The following is a 19459-nucleotide window of genomic DNA, read 5'->3' as shown; positions in this document are numbered from 1 at the left end:
ATTTAATTATATGAAAGGACTAAAAACTTACTTCACTTTTCTGCACCGTAACAAGCTGTTTACGGTTGTCAATATCGCAGGACTAAGTATCTCACTGATGTTTGTTCTGCTAATAGCCGACATGGTAACCCGCCAACTATCGGTAGACAAAAATTTAAAAGATACCGACCGTATCTGTGTATTTGCAAGCGAAAATACAGCAGCCGGACATTATCTGCTGGGAGAAAAGTTGCAAAGCCGTTATCCTGAAATAGAAGACTGGTGTGCTTACACCGGAAATTTCGGAATACAGACCCGCATCAACGAAAACCCGACCCAGATTCAGACACTCGTTGTCCGCAAGAACTTTTTTCAGTTCTTCAGTTATAAGCTGGCAGAAGGGAATCCGGCACAAGTACTGGTAGACGACCATAGCATCGTTCTCAGCCGTTCGTGCGCCAATCGTCTGTTCGGCAATGAACCTGCCTTGGGAAAAGTACTGGAATTGGACATGCCGGATGCGAAAGGAAACAGCAACCAGAAGTTCACTGTAACCGGTATTATGGAAAACATCGAAAACTCTTTGCTCAAAGAATCGACAGAAGCTGTTATCCCTTACGAAAACATCAGCGGACTGAACGCAACAATCAGCCTGACAGATGGTATGATGGGCAATGCCATCAGCGCACTTGTATTCTTCCGCACCGCAAAAGGCGCCGACCTGAATACGAAGGCAAACGACATTCTCTCCTATCTGAAAGATTGCTGGTGGATCTATAACCGAGGAATATTCAAGGAAGTACAGTTCGTGCCATACAATCAGTTTTACTTCCACACAGAAACGCCTTCCGGTCCTACAGATGTCAACCAGTACAGCTTCCGCATGGTCGTACTTTTCCTTGTCACCGGTATTATCATCTTGTTCATGGCCATATTCAACTATGTCAACATGAGCATTGCACAAACCACCTACCGCGCCAAGGAAATGGCAACCCGCAAGTTGCTCGGTTCTTCCCGCTCCGACATATTCTGGCGCATGATAGGCGAATCGTCCATTATGACCGTTATCGCCTTCATACTGGGATTTCTGCTTGCAAAAGCCGCCGAACCGGTTGCCATGGACCTGCTGGGCGTAAAGCTCGACCTGACGGGCGACTTGTCTTTCGTGACCTGCCTGGCTTACCTGCTGCTTATCGTCGTGCTGTCATTCATATCCGGTTTCGTACCGGCTACCATCCTGTCCAATTATAATCCGCTGGACGTTGTAAAAGGACACTTCCGCCGGAAAACCAAAGCTGTATATTTGCGTGTGCTGAACATTGTACAAGACGGACTGACCATCGCCATGTTGAGTTGTGCAATCTACTTAAGTGTACAAATTTACCGCATACTGGACGAACCATTAGGCTATACTTACGGAAACATTCTCTGCCTTACTCCGGCAGCAGAGCAGGAAACTCTGCTCACTTTCCGCAATGAAGTACAAAAACTGCCTTTTGTGAAACGGGTAAGTCTTACCCAAGGAACTCCGATAGACGGAGGAAATAATAATACGATGGTTGTTATGGTTCAAGGAGCTCCTAAGAACATGAGTTTTCAGACATTTAAGGTAGACTCAGCCTTTATCGACATGTTCCGAATACAGATCTACGAAGATCACAAAACGTCATTCGACAAGAACAACTGGTTTATCAGCGAATCGGCCTCCAAAGACCTCGGAGGTGCAACCGACTATGTAAGCGACGAGCGGGGACGTAGTTTCTCCATTGCCGGATTATTTAGAGATTTTCACATACGTTCGGTCATGAGTGAACAACATCCTTTGCGTCTCCAGATACTCCCAGCCGACAAAATTTATCCGTGGAGTATTCTGGTAGAAGTACAAGACGGCGATCTGGCAACTTACAGCAAGCAAATAACTGACTTGTACAGTACACTGACCGAAGATGCACCGTTCAGTTCAAGCTGGTACAAAGATCAGATTGTCGACCAGTACAGCGATATTATCAGTATGAACAAGCTGATTAGTATTTTCACTTGTGCCGCACTGATTATTTCACTGCTGGGACTGACTGCCATGAGTATCTATTTCATTGCTCAGCGCAAGCGTGATATTGCTATTCGCAAGACTTTCGGCTCCAGCAGCCGCAACGAAATGCTGCAACTGATGAAATTCTCATTCTCATCGTTGCTTATCAGCCTGATAATAGCCATACCGCTTATGGCTTTCGGCATACACACTATCGACAAGATTGTAGCCTACGACAGTAGCTTCCCCTGGTGGGTGCCACCAACAGCATTTGCCGTCATCACACTCATCTCACTGGGATCAGTATACCTTATCAGCCGGAAAGCTGTACGAGAGAATCCGGTAAACAATATCAAAACCGAATAACAATAAACCTGTTCAGGACATTGCTTTTCCGCAAGTGTCCTGAACAGATTCACTCTTATTTCACATTTATAGCAAAAATAAGGCAGCTATATATTCACACGAATCTGATTTGCAGACATATCGCAAAGCTGTTTCACAAACATCTGCTTATCTTTCGGAGATAGTATAACATACTTTTTGCCATACGTTATCTTGACTCTGTCTAAGGATGCCGCAGGAGCCGATAGGAGCGTATGGGTATTGGCAATTTCTGTTATCTCGTCAATATTAATGCGCTCGCTATAAAAAAAAGAATAATGTACCCGCAAGACCTTTCCTTCTATCGTGTATTTTATACCGAAAAGGAGTAACAAAGTAAAAATAAGCATAAACGAAACAATACTGAATTTCACTGCTGAAAACTCGTTCACAACAATAAGTGTCAACGGTATACCCCAGGCTACCAGAATGAGTATCAGCAACCAGCTATCTACTTTTGATCTATATACTTGTTTCATGGCTTATCGGTTACTATATTAACTAAATATAAACACAAACTAATTCTCAAAGCCTGAATTTACAAAGATTTATTGTACGACGGATGATGTTTGCAAAGAATTTATGTTACAACAGAAAAAATCGGCCCGAGTTTCTTCAATAATCTCGTTACCAACTTTTTATCCGCTATCGCGGTATATTATTTCTTTTTCACGAAGAAACGATTTCATAACAAGAGATTAAAATAACGAACATACATAATTGACGACATTCCTTAAAAGACTTGCTGGCACAAAAAGAAAAGGCCGTAAAATCTCCGCTATTTTTTGTACAAACTTTTTTTGTTTTTGTACAAAAAATAAAAAAACATCGAGACGTTTTTCTCTAAACATGCTGAAGCTTATTTCACACATGCCCGCATCCTGCCTAATATCTTTCAACTCCTTCTCCCAGCGTCAGGAAAAAATTCGTTTGCTTTTGGTTATTCCATGAAAAAGACTAACTTTGTTATTTGATAAATTTCTAAAAAGTATCACACAATGAAAGAGTTTCTGAAATACACCTTTGCTACCGTTTGTGGTTTGGTCCTGACGGGAGTAGTCTTCACAATTCTTGGTATCATCAGTCTTGCCGGAATAGTTGCCTCTTCTTCCGGTACGGAAACCGTGGTAAAAGACCGCTCGGTATTTGTTCTCGAACTGAAGGGCAATGTCGTAGAACGCTACCAGGAGAATCCGCTCATGCAGTTCTTGGGAGAAGATTATACGACTTACGGACTGGATGACATTCTGACTTCCATCCGCAAAGCAAAGGAAAATGACAAAATAAAGGGAATCTACATTGATGCTGGTGCTTTTGCCTGCCAGACAGCCTCCATGCAGGCGATACGAAACGCGCTGGTGGACTTCAAGAAAAGCGGCAAGTTTATCGTGGCTTATGCCGGAACCTATTCACAAGGAACTTACTACATCGCAAGTGTTGCCGACAAGGTCATAGCCAATCCTTCGGGAAGCATCGGCTGGCACGGTCTGGCTGCACAGACCATGTTCCTGAAAGGTCTGCTCGACAAGGTGGGCGTGGAAATGCAGGTTTTCCGTGTAGGAACATATAAATCGGCTGTGGAACCTTACATTGCTACGGAAATGAGTCCGGCAAACCGCGAGCAGACACAGGCTTTTATCGGCTCTATCTGGCAACAGATTCTGAACGAGGTTTCCGAATCCAGAAAGATTCCTGCCGATTCTCTGAATGCTCTTGCCAGTCGCAACATGGACCTTCAGCCGGCAGAACTCTATCTCAGTACCGGTCTGGCTGATACACTGATGTATAAGGACGAAGTGCTGGCCTATCTGAAACAGCTGACTGATTGCAAGGAAGATGATAAGCTGAATACGCTTTCGCTGGAAGATATGATAAACGTAAAACGGAATGTACCGAAAGATAAAAGTGGTAACATCATTGCCGTATATTATGCTTATGGTGAAATAGACGGAAGTGAGTCAAACGACGGAGAAGGCATCAACTCCGAAAAGGTCATAAAGGATTTGCGTAAGTTACGCGAAGATGAAAGCGTGAAGGCAGTTGTGCTGCGTGTTAACTCTCCGGGAGGAAGTGCCTACGGTTCCGAACAGATATGGCGTGAGGTTTCGCTGCTGAAACAGGAAAAACCGGTTGTTGTGTCCATGGGTGACTATGCCGCTTCGGGCGGTTACTATATATCTTGTGCTGCCGACTGGATTGTGGCCGAGCCGACAACTCTGACTGGCTCTATCGGAATCTTCGGTCTGGTTCCCAATGCGGAAGGATTACTGAAAGACAAGTTAGGACTGAATTTTGACGTTGTTAAAACCAATGAGCTGGCAGACTTGGGTAATTTAACCCGTCCGTTCAACGAAGAGGAAAGAACACTGATGCAGAATATGGTCAACAAAGGATATGAACTCTTTACGAAACGTTGTGCCGACGGCAGAAAAATGGATATTGAGGATATCAAAAAGATAGCCGAAGGACGTGTATGGACCGGAGAAATGGCAAAGGATCTGAAACTGGTCGACGAACTGGGAGGACTGGATAAGGCTGTAGATGCAGCGGTTTCGCGTGCCAAAATAGACCGCTATACCGTGGTAAACTATCCGGAAAAAGAGGATTTCTTTACTTCTCTGCTTAACACAACTCCGGAACGTTACATCAACAGCCGTATGCAGAATAACTTCGGTGAATATTACAGCGGGCTTCGTTTCCTGAAGAATCTCAAGGATGCCGACCGTTTACAGGCTCGTATGCCGTTTGATCTGGTTATCAAATAAAGCGCCGGTGCCTGATGAAACCTAAAAGAAAAATAAAAATCTACTACGGACTGCTGCCGCTGGCTTGCCTTTACCGGCTGGGGGTAAGTATACGCAACTGGATGTTCGACAGCGATATTCTTCATTCACAGTCCTTTCCGATACCTGTCATCTGCGTAGGCAATATCAGTGTGGGTGGAACTGGAAAGACTCCTCATACGGAATACCTTATCCGGCTGTTGCGGAAAGACTATCAGGTAGCAGTTTTGAGCCGTGGATACAAACGGAAATCTGAAGGATTTGTACTGGCAACTCCCGAAACGACAGCCGAAGCGATAGGCGACGAGCCTTACCAGATGGCACATAAATTTCCGGATATTTATGTGGCTGTAGACCGCAACCGCTGTCACGGCATCAGTCAACTGACGGACGGTCATACGGCTCCCGGAGTACGGGTCATCGTGCTGGACGATGCTTTCCAACATCGCTACGTGAAGCCGGGACTGACAATCCTGCTGATAGACTACAATCGCCCGATTCATCTCGACCGGATGTTGCCGGCAGGACGATTGCGGGAACCGGAAAGTGGCAAGAAACGCGCCGACATCATCATCGTGAGCAAATGTCCGGCACAACTGAGTGAAGCGGAACAAGAGGCTCTGCGAAATGCAATTGCTCCCCTGCCCTGCCAGCAGCTCTATTTTACTACGCTGGCGTATGGTAGGCTGCAACCTCTCTTTTCGACAGAACCGGAAAAAAGGTTAGAAGAAATCCGAAAGGATGAACATATCCTGCTGGTAACAGGCATTGCTTCGCCCGCAGCTATCATCGACAAGCTGTCGGATTACACGCAGTTCATTACCCCGTCGACTTTTCCCGACCATCACGACTTTGACGCGGCAGATATGAAACGGATAATGGAAGCCTTCAAGAAACTTCCCGAAGGTAAGCGCTTTATCGTTACCACCGAAAAGGATGCGGCACGGCTTATCACCCATCCGCTACTGGATGAAGCGCTGAAACCTTATATATATGTGCTGCCGGTAGAGGTAGCTTTTTTGAACGAAGAAGAACATTTATTTAACCAAAATATAATCGAGTATGTTAGAAAAGATTCAAGAAACAGCAGCTTTTTTAAAAGCTAAAATGCACACTCATCCCGAAACAGCCATCATTTTAGGCACAGGTCTGGGCAGTTTGGTACACGAAATTACCGATAAATATGAAATAAACTATTCCGAAATTCCTAACTTCCCGGTATCGACAGTAGAAGGTCACAGCGGTAAGCTGATTTTCGGCAAGCTGGGCAACAAGGATATCATGGCCATGCAGGGACGTTTCCACTTTTACGAAGGTTATTCGATGAAGGAAGTAACTTTCCCCGTACGTGTCATGCGTGAACTGGGCATCAAGACTTTGTTCGTATCGAATGCTGCGGGAGGTACAAACCCGAATTTCGAAATCGGCGACCTGATGATCATTACCGATCATATCAACTTCTTCCCCGAACATCCGCTGCGTGGAAAGAACATCGACTACGGACCTCGCTTCCCGGATATGAGCGAGGCTTATTCGAAGGAGCTGATTGCAAAAGCACTCGAAATTGCGAAAGAAAAGGGTATAAAAGTGCAGCAGGGTGTATACATCGGCACACAGGGACCGACTTTCGAAACTCCGTCGGAATATAAGATGTTCCGTATTTTAGGAGCCGACGCAGTAGGTATGTCCACCGTGCCCGAAGTAATCGTAGCCAATCATTGTGGCATCAAGGTATTCGGCGTATCAGTCATTACCGACCTGGGCGTGGAAGGCAAGATTGTCGAGGTTTCACACGAAGAGGTACAGAAGGCTGCCGACGAAGCACAGCCGCGCATGACTACCATCATGAGAGAACTTATTAACAGAGCGTAAAAAACTATGCACGAAGGAGATAGAACTGAAATATCAACTCTCGGTGAGTTCGGACTGATCAAGCATCTCACCGAGGATATTAAATTACAGAATGAGGAAAGCAAGTACGGCGTAGGCGATGACGCTGCCGTGCTCGACTTTGCCGGAAAGCAGGTGCTGGTCACAACCGACCTGTTGATGGAAGGTGTACACTTCGATTTGGTTTATACTCCACTGAAGCATTTGGGATATAAATCGGCAATGGTGAATTTCTCGGATATCTATGCCATGAACGGTACTCCTAAGCAGATTACTGTATCGCTGGCGGTATCCAAACGTTTCTGTATCGAAGATCTGGAAGATTTTTACGACGGGGTGAAACTGGCTTGCCAACTGCATCATGTAGATATCGTGGGTGGCGACACAACCTCTTCGGTAACGGGTCTGGCTATTTCTATCACTTGCATCGGTGAAGCCGACAAGGATAAGGTGGTTTACCGCAACGGAGCCAAAGATACTGACTTGATTTGTGTAAGTGGTGACTTGGGGGCTGCTTATATGGGACTTCAGTTGATGGAACGTGAGAAAGCGGTCTTTCAGGGAGAAAAGGATGTGCAACCCGATTTTGCTGGCAAAGAATATTTGCTGGAACGTTTCTTAAAACCGGAAGCACGCCGTGACATCATCGAACGACTGGCCAAAGCCGGCATCCAACCAACAGCCATGATGGATATTTCCGACGGTCTTTCTTCGGAACTGATGCATATCTGTTCGCAAAGCAAGACCGGTTGCCGTGTATACGAAGACCGTATTCCTATCGACTACCAGACGGCAGTCATGGCAGAAGAGTTCAACATGAACCTGACAACCTGCGCACTGAATGGTGGTGAAGACTACGAACTTCTGTTTACAGTCCCTCTGACCGATCACGAAAGAGTTTCACAAATAGAAGGAGTGAAAGTCATCGGTCATATTACAAAGCCCGAACTGGGTTGTGCATTGGTTACTCGCGACGGTAACGAACTGGAGCTGAAAGCTCAGGGATGGAATCCGCTGAAAGCAGAATAATCCAATACAAACATATCGTAAATCCTGCTGTTCCTTTACGGAATAGCGGGATTTTTTATATAATTCCTACAGAAGTTGCATTTTATTTTACATTTTTCCCATAAATAATTTGCAGTTTCAAAAACTTTGCGTACCTTTGCAACCGCAAACGAGAAACACTCTTTGCAATAACAAATTGGTGCCATAGCTCAGTTGGTAGAGCAAAGGACTGAAAATCCTTGTGTCCCCGGTTCGATTCCTGGTGGCACCACTCAAAATCCTGATTCTTTCCGAATCGGGATTTTTTGTTTTCACACATACAACCCCGCACTTTCATAACTCAATCACCCCAAATACCTTCAACTACAGATTCGCTTTTTCTAAAAACAAACAATCGCCTTCAAAGCTTAAAATAACACCATCCATGCCCACAAAAGACTTCACAAGCACCATCAACCCTTTCAATTCAAGCAAACTCCATCTTCCACACGCTTAATAAAACCCCAGCCTCTGCTCTCATCCCGATTACATACCGGCACAGCAGTTTGCAAACAGACACAAAAAAAGGTTTAACTCAGAGAGAAGAGTTAAACCTTTTCTGTCGGAATGAGGCGACTCGAACGCCCGACCCCTACGTCCCGAACGTAGTGCGCTACCAACTGCGCTACATTCCGATTGCAGTCATTTCTGATTTGCGGTGCAAAGATATGCATATTCTGAGAAACGGCCAAACAAATAAAGAAAAAATTTACATAAAATATTTTTCATCATTTCTTTCCCAAAATATTTGTATACTCCAAAAGTTTAATTTACCTTTGCAACCGCAAACGAGAAAAATTCTTTGCAACGACACATTGGTGCCATAGCTCAGTTGGTAGAGCAAAGGACTGAAAATCCTTGTGTCCCCGGTTCGATTCCTGGTGGCACCACCTGCAAAACTCCGAAATGCTTCATTATCAAGCATTTCGGAGTTTTTCGTTTTAGCCACTACACCCAATAGTCACTATAAAAGTCACTATTTAAAACCCAGTAAACCTGCTTAAATCGCTTTGATTAAAGGCTATTTAAAGACTTCTTTTAATCTTAACTCCCAATCAAAGTACAATAGCAACAGACAGCTTTGATGACACAATAAACATAGTGACTACTTTTCCCTTTAATTAGATAGTCACTATCTCACACCTTCCCTTAAGTTACTCAACTCGCTTTACCTTCTTCCTTCCCCCCATCCTATGACTTTTCAAAAATCCCAATGACACGATGACACTTTGACCTTATTGAACTTTTTGACCTTTTACCCTTTTCCACTGATGCTCGTATTCACTTCCTCTGAACACACAAACTACTGACCAGAAGACTTCAGTTCATTATTCTAATAGAGTATGAGCCATAGCTTCCTTTCATCATGATAATCCCATTCCATATCCATACATTTCCTAATTGCTCCATTTCCTTTTCTTGTTTGCCACAGCTTCAATAGATTGGCTTACGATTTACGTTCAATACGGCAAACACCGGTTCATCTGCCCGGAATCCAATATTCCATCTAACATAAAAGAACTTGAATCATTGTCTGCTGAAACAAATATAGGCAGAACTTTAAACGGATACATCCGGTTTATCAAGCTGTCTTTTATCCGTTCATTGCATCGTAGGACCGAAGTCCCCAAAGAATTAAGTTTACAGATTCAACATTCATTGATTCTCCCTCTTTCGCGAAGCGAAACAGCGAATTTATTCGCTCCGTTGCGCAGCAATCGGCAAGTTACCCTTGTGAGGACAAACTCGTTTTGTAATGACAAGGGTACAACTTGCTTGGCTCTGTATGCAAAATAGGCTGTCACCTTCCCGTATAGCTGTCGACTACTTTTCGGGATTTCCCGAGATTGTCCACTCTTTCAGACCTTACAGCCATCCGATAGTTCACGATTCGTTTTACCCTAAACACCAAGTATCATAGATTTCCGTTCCTTTGTGCACAAAGCTTGTGTGCTCTATCGCTCTATGTACCAAGAACTGCACGCAAAAAAATCCTTATCTTGATAACCGTCAGCCTTCAGAACTCCGAACCCATATACAAGACTATCCTAAGACTTACATAACTCGAACACAAAGTGCATGGTACTCTTGTATATTGAACGCTCGCCACGATTGACTGAGCATCCCAATACGCAAAGGTACCACGACCATGGTATCAGCAAGCAAAGGTTCCAACAACAAGAGGGAAACAAGTTTCTGAGTCTATTACACCTTGGTAAAAGCTTGAAGAATCAGGCCGGAAAACTATCCTTTATTAGTCAATTTAGGCTTACAGGATTTGTTAAGCAAGTTGTACTTTTGTGGGCACAAAATTCGTTTTGTCCCCTCAAAAGTGACTTGCCGACTGCTACCGCCGCGGAGCGATAAATCGCTGTTTCGCTTTGCAAAAGAGAACGTTTTAAAAGAAAACGAACTGCTTATAAGAATATTGGTTGCTGATAATGCTATACCTAAAACACTTTGATAATCGTTTTCGACATCAATACATCAAACGCCCTGTGTTTAATAAACCATTATAGAACACAGAAGAAATGGCTAACCGACAGATAGAAATGCATGGTTCTTTGTTTACTCTATACATAGAATCATAGCTACTACTGACCAAAATGCAAAATGCATCTTATACAAAATAGGGATTGTAGACTAGTTTTCTTATAGATTATGCGTACCTTTGCCAATATCAATATTTTTAATACATAAAAAAGTCTCTATTCTCCTTCGCCCTTCTTTTGCAAAGTTGCATAGCATTTGCACAACATCAACTTGCTGGAACGGTAACAGATTCTATTGGAAAACCTATCGATGCTGCCGTAGTCGTATTGATAAACACACAAGATGGAAATGTCATACAACAAGGAATCACCTCTTTAGACGGCAAATACCAGATGAGCGCAGAAGGGAGGGTTCAGATATACGTTAGCTGCATGGGATATAAGCAGCACATCAGCCATGAATTTACAATAGAAACAGACACCATAATCCCGCCTATCAAACTTCAATCAGAGAATTTTGTATTGGACGATATCGTGATTGTAGGAGAAAAACAATCTCCATCCGTAAAGATAGAAAAAGGAAAGATGATTTTTACTCCCAAAAACAGCAGTATCATAGCCGGAAGTACGGCTCTTGAAGTCCTGAAAAAAACACCCGGAGTTTTTGTTGATGGAGAGAACAACATCAGTATAGGAGGCAAGAATAGTGTACTGGTAATCCTTAATGGCAAACAGACATATATGCAGAAGGATGAACTTGTAACACTTCTGAAAGCTACTCCATCATCTTCCGTTTCTTCCGTTGAGGTGATGCACAACCCATCAGCTCAGTACGATGCTGAAGGGTCAGGAGGCATCATAAACATCAATATGAATAGAAAGAAGTCTGAAGGTTTCTTCTTCTCTCTGAACAATGGTGTTTCATATTGGGAAAACTTGAGAGAGAACACGGAACTTTCTTTCAGCTATACAAAAAACAGATTCAGTTTGTCTGGAAACTATAACCATGCTTTCGGGTATTACAATATGGACTATGGTATGCACCGCATTCAAGAAGGGAAAGACTATTATAGTCCCACACAGGATACAGACAAGCGTAAGACTATATCAGGTAATCTGAATATGGAATACGCCTTGAATGACAAACATTTGATTGGTGCAAGAATTGATGCAAATACTTTGTTCGGCCCCGGACAAACAAACACTGTTACTGAAATCAGGGATGCAAGTACAATGGAACTGGAGCAGATTCTTTATGCAAGTAATAATTATTATACTCAGAAAGGAAACAGATATGGAGGAAATCTTTACTATATGGCAACACCGAAAGAAGGAGTCAGCTATAACTTGGATTTTAACTATGCTTGGTTTGACGGTGGTTCAGGAAACTGGCAGCCCAATAAATATGTATCGCCTGATGGTTCTGTGTTAAAGGATAATCTGTATAAGTCTGTAAACAGCAGAGATATAAATATATATGCCGTATCATACGACCAGAAACATCCACTGTGGAATGGAGAGCTGAAATCAGGACTGAAGTTTTCATCAGTCAATGCTGATAACGGATATCAGTTCTATAATGTAGATAACGGTCAAGAGACAATAGACAAATCACAGTCAAACGACTTCAGATACAAAGAGAAGATCCTAGCTGGATATATTTTATATTCTCATTCTCTGGGCGATAAAATCAGTATGGAAGCCGGACTGCGTGGAGAATATACTTTTTCTGACGGTCTACTGCACACTATTGACGGAGACGGTGATGAAAACAATAAAAGTAACTATTTCAACTTATTCCCTACATTCAATCTGAACTATCAGATAAATGACAGTCATGCACTGACGCTAAGCTATGCAAGCCGCATAGACCGTCCTGCATATCAAGACCTTAATTCCTTTGAGTATCTGCTTGATGAATTATCCTATTGGAAAGGTAATCCGTTTTTAACGCCTCAAAAAAACCATAAGGTAGCCTTGACTTACTCACATAGCCGCACAGCGATCACTGCTTCTTATTCATACATGAAGGATTACAAGGCTCAGATAACGGATACACTTTCGGTCAATAAAGTAATTATGACACCAAGAAACATCGGAAAGCAGCAGCGGGCTTCGCTTACCTTGTATCAGGGTATAAACATCGCACGCTGGTGGGAAATGAATCTTAACCTGATAGGATATTATGTAAAGAATGACATAGCATTTGACCAATACAGAAAGTTCGATCTTGATGGTTTTGCTGGTATATTCTCCATACAGAACACGATCAGATTGCCATGGCAAGTTCAAATGGAGCTAAATGGATCGTACATCACCAAACACCTTGGAGCATCCAACGAGCATATCAAACCATCCGGATATGTCGATATAGGTTTCAGTAAAAGTTTCGCCAATAAGAAATGGACGGTAAATCTGGCAATGAGCGATATTTTTTGGACCAATAGATGGGATAATGACAGTTCATTTAACGGATTCCAACTATGGAACTGGGGTAAAAGTGAATCCAGACAATTGAGACTCAATGTGACCTACAGATTTGGTAAAGAAAAAAATAGTCATCACAACAGCAATTTTGATGAAATCAACAGACTATAGATAAATCAATTATAACAAAATATGTTTTGTTGAGTCTATTTGGTCTATCCTAGCAAAAGCTTCCTTTGAAAAGTATTTTCAGAGGAGGCTTTTATTTTTTAAAATGTCATCGTGTCAAAAAGGTCAAAGTGTCATTGACCTTTTTAGATTTTGCAATAATGGCCGTGAGCCTTTTTCCGGATGAATTCACGGGCACCCTCCCGCAGGAAACGCTTGACGGTGGATTCCGAGAGGCCAATCCGTTTGCCGATGCCTACCGCTTCGGAGGTGGTAAACGAGGAAGGCAGAAGAGATAGCAGTTCGGTGTGCCGCTGGTCTAGCATCCCGACTTCCATTTCCGGCGCTATACGGCTCTCCATGGCACGGAAGTATTCCGTCAGCCGGATGGCACGGTCGGCGCTTTCTTCGTCAATCTCGTTCATGTCGGCTTCTCCACAGATGCCGCGCATGACTTGAATGACCAGACAGAAGCGGATGAGGTAGGTTTCCAACTTGCCGCAAAGGGCTTTCTCCGCCTCGCTTTCCGACTCCACATAGATACGGCTGTTCACTTCGTTCTTCCACCTGATCAAACGCTGTTTAGCTGCCTGTGAAAAGAAAAGTTCAAAGGGATTTATTTTTCCCTCCTGTCCTGCCGGAGGCTGAACGGCATCCACCTGACGGATGATGCGTTCCCATTCATCCAGAATTTCTTCCGGCATGGAAGCCTCGTTCCAGGATGGCATGGCAGCTATATCCGGATAGACTTTCAGGAAACGTGAGGAAAAGCCGTTCTGCGAGCGTTTCCCGCCAAACAGCGAGGAGAGCATGCCGGGTTGGGTAGTTCCGATAATGGAACAGTAAGGATTGGGCAAGAAGATATACTCGTTGTTCGACTTGCGGGTGTATTTGAAGGGAGTACCACTGAACAGGCTGAGAAAATAGCTTTCGTCCGAACCGTTGTAGCGGTTGAAGTTGGAGAGCAGGCTGTCTATTTCGTCATTGTAGATGAGTATGCCCCGGGGATTGTCGCGCAAAGCGGACACAAGAGCCTCGATGGTGGAGTTGACCACCACGTGACACTTGCGCTGCGGCATTTCCATTTCTTCAGGCAACGAGTGCTGCTTGCGTTGTTTGGCGGTCAGCCTCTCCCATTTGCGGTACTGCCTGATTTCCTGCGCATAGATATGGTCTGAAGCTTCATCCAGTTTGAGCAGCGGGGCTACCGCCTGACGCAACGGAGGTGTCTTGCCGCAGCTGGGCGGACCAACCAGTACCACATAGAGAATGGGACGGCTGACCCACCCGGTCATGAAACGGGCTGACCAGGTATTGCCCATGGCGGCTGCAAATGCAGTGAAAAAAGAAACAGCCGTAAAGTCCACCTGATAGTGCTCGTACTTCTGCAGGGATTCCACGATATGCCTTACGGGCACAGGAAATATACCCAGAGGGAAAAGAATGTTTTTTTCCATAAGCTCATAGGATTTGGTTGCGTTGTCCAAGCGCCTTGCGCACTTCGTACTCGGGATAAAGCACCTTGTTGCCGGTCTTGACGGGTTTGAGGATGCCTTTCCTGTCCCAATGCCACAGGGTGGCATCACATACACCGAACAGTTCCTTTACTTCTGCCTTGGATAGCATGCGCTCCTTACGGGCGGCTTCCACCATCGAGCCGAGTTCATCCTTGGCACGGCGGATTAGTTCATCGGAAAATGCCTTGAGGTCTGCGGCATCCATTTCCACTCTCACATGGGCTTTGCCCTCACTGAGGATATTGAATAAATCTTCCATACATACTGGTTTCCGTCCGGGTTACGACGGCTTCTGCGGACGGATTTAAAACAGAAGCGCCAGCGTTCCGATATAGAACGATGGCGCAAAAGTAACTGGCAATCAGTTGAATTTAAAAGAAATAAGAGTTCGTTCGGTTCGCTGACCCGAAAACGAACTAAACGAATTGAAAAGAATTGATTTCAGTCGGCTGTTTCAGTGGCAAGGAGCAGTACTTCGGTCTTGATGATGTCGATGGCAAAGCGATGTTCGGGTTCATCCTTGCCGTATTGCTTCCGGTTGGGAGAAAGGTTCTTCAGGTAATTGACGCTTTTCTGTACCTGGCGGTGTCCTACGATTGAATGTTGTGGATAGGCTGCCTTCAAGGCTGCAACAAAGTCGGTCACGGCCACCTTGGAGCTGATTTCCGCCGTTTCTGCCAGTGCGAAATACAGATGGGCTATATCCATGCCGCTGCGGCCATAGCCCAGCCATGCTCCGATACGCTTTACCCGGTTCTCATCCTTCGAGGCAAGCATGTGCTGGAAACTTTCTGCCGTAAATGCTTCCTTTCCTTCCGCTTCCCGGCATCTGCGGTGCAGTTCGACCCGCTGAAAGAACTTCCCCCAGAACAGCTTGAACAGGCTGGAAAGCATCTCCCTGTATGTGCGTTTGTCCTGTGCCACGACTGCCTTGTCCAGTTCGTCGGCCACCTGTTCCGGAGCTGACTCTCCGTACTTCACCCAGGCAGCCATGGCCATGTGGTCCTCATTCTTTTCCCTCAAGTAGTTTTCCGCAAAGTCCGATAATGCCAGGTGTTCCAACAAGGAGGAAACGTCAAACCGCCCGGTGGTGACCATCCGTTCCACCTCCTGCTGGAAATCCGGAGAGAGCCGGAAAGCATCCTCACCCAATTTCAGGACGCCTCCTATTCCTTCCGTTTTCATTTTGGCTGCAAACTGGGCATATTCCTGCGGATGAGCTTCCATCCACTCCTTTACCGTGTCCGCTCCTTTGGCCGGAGCTTCTTCTTTTCTTTTCATGGCAAATCTTTTTAGGGTTGAAAAAGGCAAAGATAAGTGCCTTGCCTGTCAAAAAAGAAATGCACAACATAAATCTACTCAACAGACTTCATTTTCCCTATCTGTTGTTCTGGTTGATAAGGTTTACAATCACTTTCAGCATGGTGTCCTTTTCCTCAGTACGGCTTTCCGCTATCATCAGGGTGAGCGCCACCAGGGTATTGTCTGCAATGCGCTTGGTGCCGTCTTCATTGTAAAGGATGCCATTGCCATTGAGAAACCACAGAAACAGCGTGGCAGCGATACGTTTGTTGCCATCGCTGAAGGAATGGTTCTTGGTGACAAGGTAAAGCAGCATGGCTGCCTTCTCTTCAACCGAGGGATAAAGATCCTCGCCTCCAAAGGTCTGGTATATCTGCCCGATGGAGCTTTTAAACGAGTCATCTTTCTCATTGCCGAAAAGCGGACTGCCTCCGAACTTCTCATGCAGCTGGCGAATCACCTCCATGGCATTTTCGTAAGTGGCATGAAAGGCTGCCCGGGGTGTGGTCTTTTCTATCGTCAACTCCTGATAGTCGTAACGGTCGAGCGTATCGAGTGCATAAGTATAGTCCACTACGACATTGAGCAGCGAACGGCTGTCCTCGGTCAACTTCTCCTGATTCTGAATAGTACGGCCAAGCACCTTGACCAGCTGGCTGAGTTCATCGAACTTCTGGCTGGCTATGCGCTCATTGATGGCATAGCCTTGAAGCAGGTATTGCTTCAAGATTTTGTTTGCCCAAATGCGGAATTGAGTACCTCGCTTTGACTTGACGCGATAACCCACAGAAATGATTACGTCCAAATTATAAAGGGTGGTTTCTGTACGCTGGGTAAACCCTTCTCTACGACCATAATCCTTGGTATGTGCAAATTTTGCACACACCAAGCTTTCTTCAAGTTCTCCCTCCTTGAATATATTATTGATATGACGTCCGATTACTGTTCTGTCCTTCTGAAACAACTCCGCCATTTGCGCTTGAGATAGCCAAACGGTTTCATCTTGAAACTTAACATCTATACAGGTCTCACCATCTGTAGTTTGGTATATAACGATGCTATCTGTCTGGTTCAAATTATCCATAATAAATGATTTTCAGTTTGTTATATTGTAATCTAATTTAAAACACATCAGCTTTCGCACCATTGGCAATAGCATCAATCTCATCCGCAATCTCATCGGAAGAGAGCTTGATGTAATCCATGAAAGTCTTCTGCGTCTTATGTCCGCTTACATGCATCATTTGCAAGATGCTGTATTTGTGCGTCAGGTACATATTGGTGATACCGCTACGACGGGCTGTATGCGTAGTGACACAGTTGTAACGGGGCATCATCACTTCCCCCTCACTGTTACGTTCCACCACAATCTGCCCTTCCGTTTCCTGTTTCTTCTGCTTCATGGTCAATTTGGTGTGAACCTTTGCAGCCAAAGAGGGAACCGTTTCAGACAACTCCTTTAGGATTTCCTTGATATAACGGTTGAGAATGACATCGACCACAGAAGGCAGGTTATAATTGTACTTTTCACAGATGGCCTTCAGGTTAGGATTCATAATGGGTATTTTGACTTCATTACGGGTCTTTTTCTGAACCAACCGGATTACCGGAGTTCCTTTAGCCGTAGTCGTAAAGCTGTCCTTACTGATATGATTGTAGTTGCTCACTCGCTGACAAGTATAACAGCCTACGAGAAAAATATCACGCACTTCATCCTGTTTCCCGGTCAGGGGCATTTCGTACAAGGCTTTCAATTCCGCTTCCGTCAGGTAAATCTCTGCGGCCTTATCCTTTTCTTCGACTTTCTTTTTTGAGAAATACTGCATGGCACGGTCGTTGTGATGCAAGCCATCCAAATAGGCATAATTGACAAGAGCACGAAGGTCGACAAGATACTTGTTTTGAGCAGAAACCATGTAGTCACCCTTTTCCATAAAAGCAAGGAATTTCGTTACAAAACTACGGTCAACATCGTTCCAGGTATAGCGGTGCTTTCTGTCAAAGAGGTCATACAGCTTACGGAAACTTCCCCATGCCTTCACCGTGCCTTTAGCATAACGGTTATTGCCATTCAGCCGTTCACCAGTCTTGATTTCATCACAAAACCTATTCAGGAAATTCCAGATATTGGCACGTTCTCTATCTATCCCTTCCTGTATCAGCTGTTGCTGCTCCTCCTTGATGCGTTGTTCTTCCTGCTGACGCATTTCCTCATCTTTCTGTGCCTTCAGTAAAGCCTCTGCCTTTTTAGGTTTAGCGATAGCCAAAATTTCCGCTTCCACATGCGCCTTGTCAAAGACCATCCCTTCCACCTCTGACTTCACAACAAACTCTATTCTGTTCAATGTATCATGCAGGGTGAAGTTGTTTCGCTGGTGACGCATCCAGTTTTCTGTACTGGACAAAGCGTTTTTCCATTCAGCCACATTCACACGGATTTGCGAGGAGAACAATGTATCCACCTTATGCTTTTTATTTTGAACGCGAAAGAACAAAGTTGCCGTTTCGTTCCGTTCATCCTGCTTACGAATATAAAATCTTGAAAGTGATTTTGCCATAATTGTGGGGTCAATTCCTTTATGAATCCAACAATACAAAGATACTAATTTCATTTGAATAGTCACTACAATAGTCACTATAAAATATCAATTCGGTTACAGTCATCTATATTTAATCCAATTCAAAACAATTGATAGTCAGTAATTTTAAACAAAGTATGATTTAATCGGATGGATTGTGATTTAACTTTAATGTTCCTGGTGGCACCACATAAAGAAAACAAAATCCCCTGTAAATCAATGATTTATTGGGGATTTTATTTTTGTACATACAAAAATACATATAAAAACAAGGGCAACCCCAAAATGGAATCGCCCCATGTTAATTGCGCAAAACATATTCCCAAATTCGGTAATATGATTCTGACAAAAAAAGTCTTGTGCATTTGGTCAATGCTTTGCAAAGGTATCAAATATTATTGTTACTGCAAAGGAATAATCACATCATCTTCCCAATCATCAGTAACTGTTATCGAAAATGGCTTTTGACTTATAATGTCCAATAAATTGCCACTGACAATTGTACGTCTGTTTTGATAGAAATCAACTCGGACACTTGTTGAACCTAACTTTGCCCCGGCTTTATCATAAATAGTAAAGTTTACGGAACGGTTTGTTTGTGGTAACACATAATACACATATTCATCCACCAATGAATTGTTAATGGTCAATTCATCGGTGAATTTAGTTGTTAAGCCATCATTGCCCTCATAATATGCCTGTTCATCATAAACACTCCATTTGGGGAAATATCCAAGATTTATTTCTATTTTTCCAATATCAGTTACCTGAGTTCGGGATAAGTTTAGAATAAGGCCAGTTGTTTTGAGTCCTCAATATAGTATCCTTGCAATGCATCCGGTTTGTTTTCAAAGAAACAATA

Annotated in this window: 12 protein-coding genes and 3 tRNA genes; 8 read left to right on the top strand and 7 right to left on the bottom strand. The window is 44.0% G+C overall.

Features of this window, described 5'->3' with window-relative positions:
* Positions 1-10 precede the first annotated feature (10 nt).
* A complete protein-coding gene (locus ACZM60_RS07110) occupies positions 11-2374 on the top strand; it encodes an ABC transporter permease (RefSeq protein ID WP_489521149.1) in 2364 nt (787 codons plus the stop codon).
* Positions 2375-2460: 86 nt separating this feature from the next.
* Here ACZM60_RS07110 and ACZM60_RS07105 read toward each other — a convergent pair whose 3' ends face one another.
* On the bottom strand, positions 2461-2871 hold the full coding sequence (locus ACZM60_RS07105; protein WP_489521148.1) for a PH domain-containing protein: 411 nt from the start codon (positions 2869-2871) through the stop codon (positions 2461-2463).
* A gap of 519 nt (positions 2872-3390) precedes the next feature.
* On the opposite strand from ACZM60_RS07105, the gene sppA reads away from it, so the two are divergent.
* The 5 genes from sppA (at position 3391) to ACZM60_RS07080 (ending at position 8344) form a co-directional block, all read left to right on the top strand.
* On the top strand, positions 3391-5157 hold the full coding sequence (gene sppA / locus ACZM60_RS07100) for a signal peptide peptidase SppA (protein ID WP_489521147.1): 1767 nt from the start codon (positions 3391-3393) through the stop codon (positions 5155-5157).
* Positions 5158-5171: 14 nt separating this feature from the next.
* On the top strand, positions 5172-6281 hold the full coding sequence (gene lpxK, locus ACZM60_RS07095) for a tetraacyldisaccharide 4'-kinase (RefSeq protein WP_489521146.1): 1110 nt from the start codon (positions 5172-5174) through the stop codon (positions 6279-6281).
* Positions 6238-7047, top strand: coding sequence for a purine-nucleoside phosphorylase (locus ACZM60_RS07090; RefSeq protein WP_022231264.1), 810 nt, complete (start codon positions 6238-6240; stop codon positions 7045-7047). The genes lpxK and ACZM60_RS07090 overlap by 44 nt, the downstream gene beginning before the upstream one ends.
* 6 nt (positions 7048-7053) lie before the next feature.
* A complete protein-coding gene (gene thiL, locus ACZM60_RS07085) occupies positions 7054-8094 on the top strand; it encodes a thiamine-phosphate kinase (RefSeq protein WP_489521145.1) in 1041 nt (346 codons plus the stop codon).
* 177 nt (positions 8095-8271) lie between these two features.
* Positions 8272-8344, top strand: a tRNA-Phe gene (locus tag ACZM60_RS07080).
* A 330-nt stretch (positions 8345-8674) separates the two neighbouring features.
* Here ACZM60_RS07080 and ACZM60_RS07075 read toward each other — a convergent pair.
* Positions 8675-8747, bottom strand: a tRNA-Pro gene (locus ACZM60_RS07075).
* A 182-nt stretch (positions 8748-8929) separates the two neighbouring features.
* Between ACZM60_RS07075 and ACZM60_RS07070 the strand changes: the two genes are divergently transcribed.
* Both ACZM60_RS07070 and ACZM60_RS07065 read left to right on the top strand, forming a co-directional pair.
* A tRNA-Phe gene (locus ACZM60_RS07070) sits at positions 8930-9002 on the top strand.
* A gap of 1839 nt (positions 9003-10841) precedes the next feature.
* The gene (locus ACZM60_RS07065; protein ID WP_489521144.1) at positions 10842-13202 is read left to right on the top strand and encodes a TonB-dependent receptor domain-containing protein; all 2361 of its coding nucleotides are present in this window, start codon (positions 10842-10844) and stop codon (positions 13200-13202) included.
* A 143-nt stretch (positions 13203-13345) separates the two neighbouring features.
* Here the strand turns inward: ACZM60_RS07065 and ACZM60_RS07060 are convergent, their stop codons facing one another.
* The 5 genes from ACZM60_RS07060 to ACZM60_RS07040 form a co-directional block, all read right to left on the bottom strand.
* The gene (locus tag ACZM60_RS07060; RefSeq protein WP_489521143.1) at positions 13346-14656 is read right to left on the bottom strand and encodes a DUF3987 domain-containing protein; all 1311 of its coding nucleotides are present in this window, start codon (positions 14654-14656) and stop codon (positions 13346-13348) included.
* A 4-nt stretch (positions 14657-14660) separates the two neighbouring features.
* The gene (locus tag ACZM60_RS07055) at positions 14661-14975 is read right to left on the bottom strand and encodes a helix-turn-helix domain-containing protein (protein ID WP_022125067.1); all 315 of its coding nucleotides are present in this window, start codon (positions 14973-14975) and stop codon (positions 14661-14663) included.
* Positions 14976-15157: 182 nt separating this feature from the next.
* A complete protein-coding gene (locus tag ACZM60_RS07050; RefSeq protein ID WP_489521142.1) occupies positions 15158-15997 on the bottom strand; it encodes a DUF6043 family protein in 840 nt (279 codons plus the stop codon).
* A 97-nt stretch (positions 15998-16094) separates the two neighbouring features.
* A complete protein-coding gene (locus ACZM60_RS07045; protein WP_151259921.1) occupies positions 16095-17102 on the bottom strand; it encodes a virulence RhuM family protein/type II toxin-antitoxin system death-on-curing family toxin in 1008 nt (335 codons plus the stop codon).
* 37 nt (positions 17103-17139) lie between these two features.
* On the bottom strand, positions 17140-18576 hold the full coding sequence (locus ACZM60_RS07040; RefSeq protein WP_489521141.1) for a tyrosine-type recombinase/integrase: 1437 nt from the start codon (positions 18574-18576) through the stop codon (positions 17140-17142).
* Positions 18577-19459 lie beyond the last annotated feature (883 nt).

The sequence above is a fragment of the Phocaeicola sp. genome, from assembly GCF_057861905.1.
Note: the sequence above shows the minus strand (reverse complement) of the source record. Positions and strands in the feature narration are given on the sequence as shown.

Coding starts and splice junctions, on each gene's coding strand:
- ACZM60_RS07060 (WP_489521143.1), bottom strand. CDS start 14,656: ATGGAAAAAAACATTCTTTTCCCTCTGGGTATATTTCCTGTGCCCGTA.
- ACZM60_RS07105 (WP_489521148.1), bottom strand. CDS start 2,871: ATGAAACAAGTATATAGATCAAAAGTAGATAGCTGGTTGCTGATACTC.
- sppA (WP_489521147.1), top strand. CDS start 3,391: ATGAAAGAGTTTCTGAAATACACCTTTGCTACCGTTTGTGGTTTGGTC.
- lpxK (WP_489521146.1), top strand. CDS start 5,172: ATGAAACCTAAAAGAAAAATAAAAATCTACTACGGACTGCTGCCGCTG.
- thiL (WP_489521145.1), top strand. CDS start 7,054: ATGCACGAAGGAGATAGAACTGAAATATCAACTCTCGGTGAGTTCGGA.
- ACZM60_RS07110 (WP_489521149.1), top strand. CDS start 11: ATGAAAGGACTAAAAACTTACTTCACTTTTCTGCACCGTAACAAGCTG.
- ACZM60_RS07045 (WP_151259921.1), bottom strand. CDS start 17,102: ATGGATAATTTGAACCAGACAGATAGCATCGTTATATACCAAACTACA.
- ACZM60_RS07055 (WP_022125067.1), bottom strand. CDS start 14,975: ATGGAAGATTTATTCAATATCCTCAGTGAGGGCAAAGCCCATGTGAGA.
- ACZM60_RS07050 (WP_489521142.1), bottom strand. CDS start 15,997: ATGAAAAGAAAAGAAGAAGCTCCGGCCAAAGGAGCGGACACGGTAAAG.
- ACZM60_RS07040 (WP_489521141.1), bottom strand. CDS start 18,576: ATGGCAAAATCACTTTCAAGATTTTATATTCGTAAGCAGGATGAACGG.
- ACZM60_RS07090 (WP_022231264.1), top strand. CDS start 6,238: ATGTTAGAAAAGATTCAAGAAACAGCAGCTTTTTTAAAAGCTAAAATG.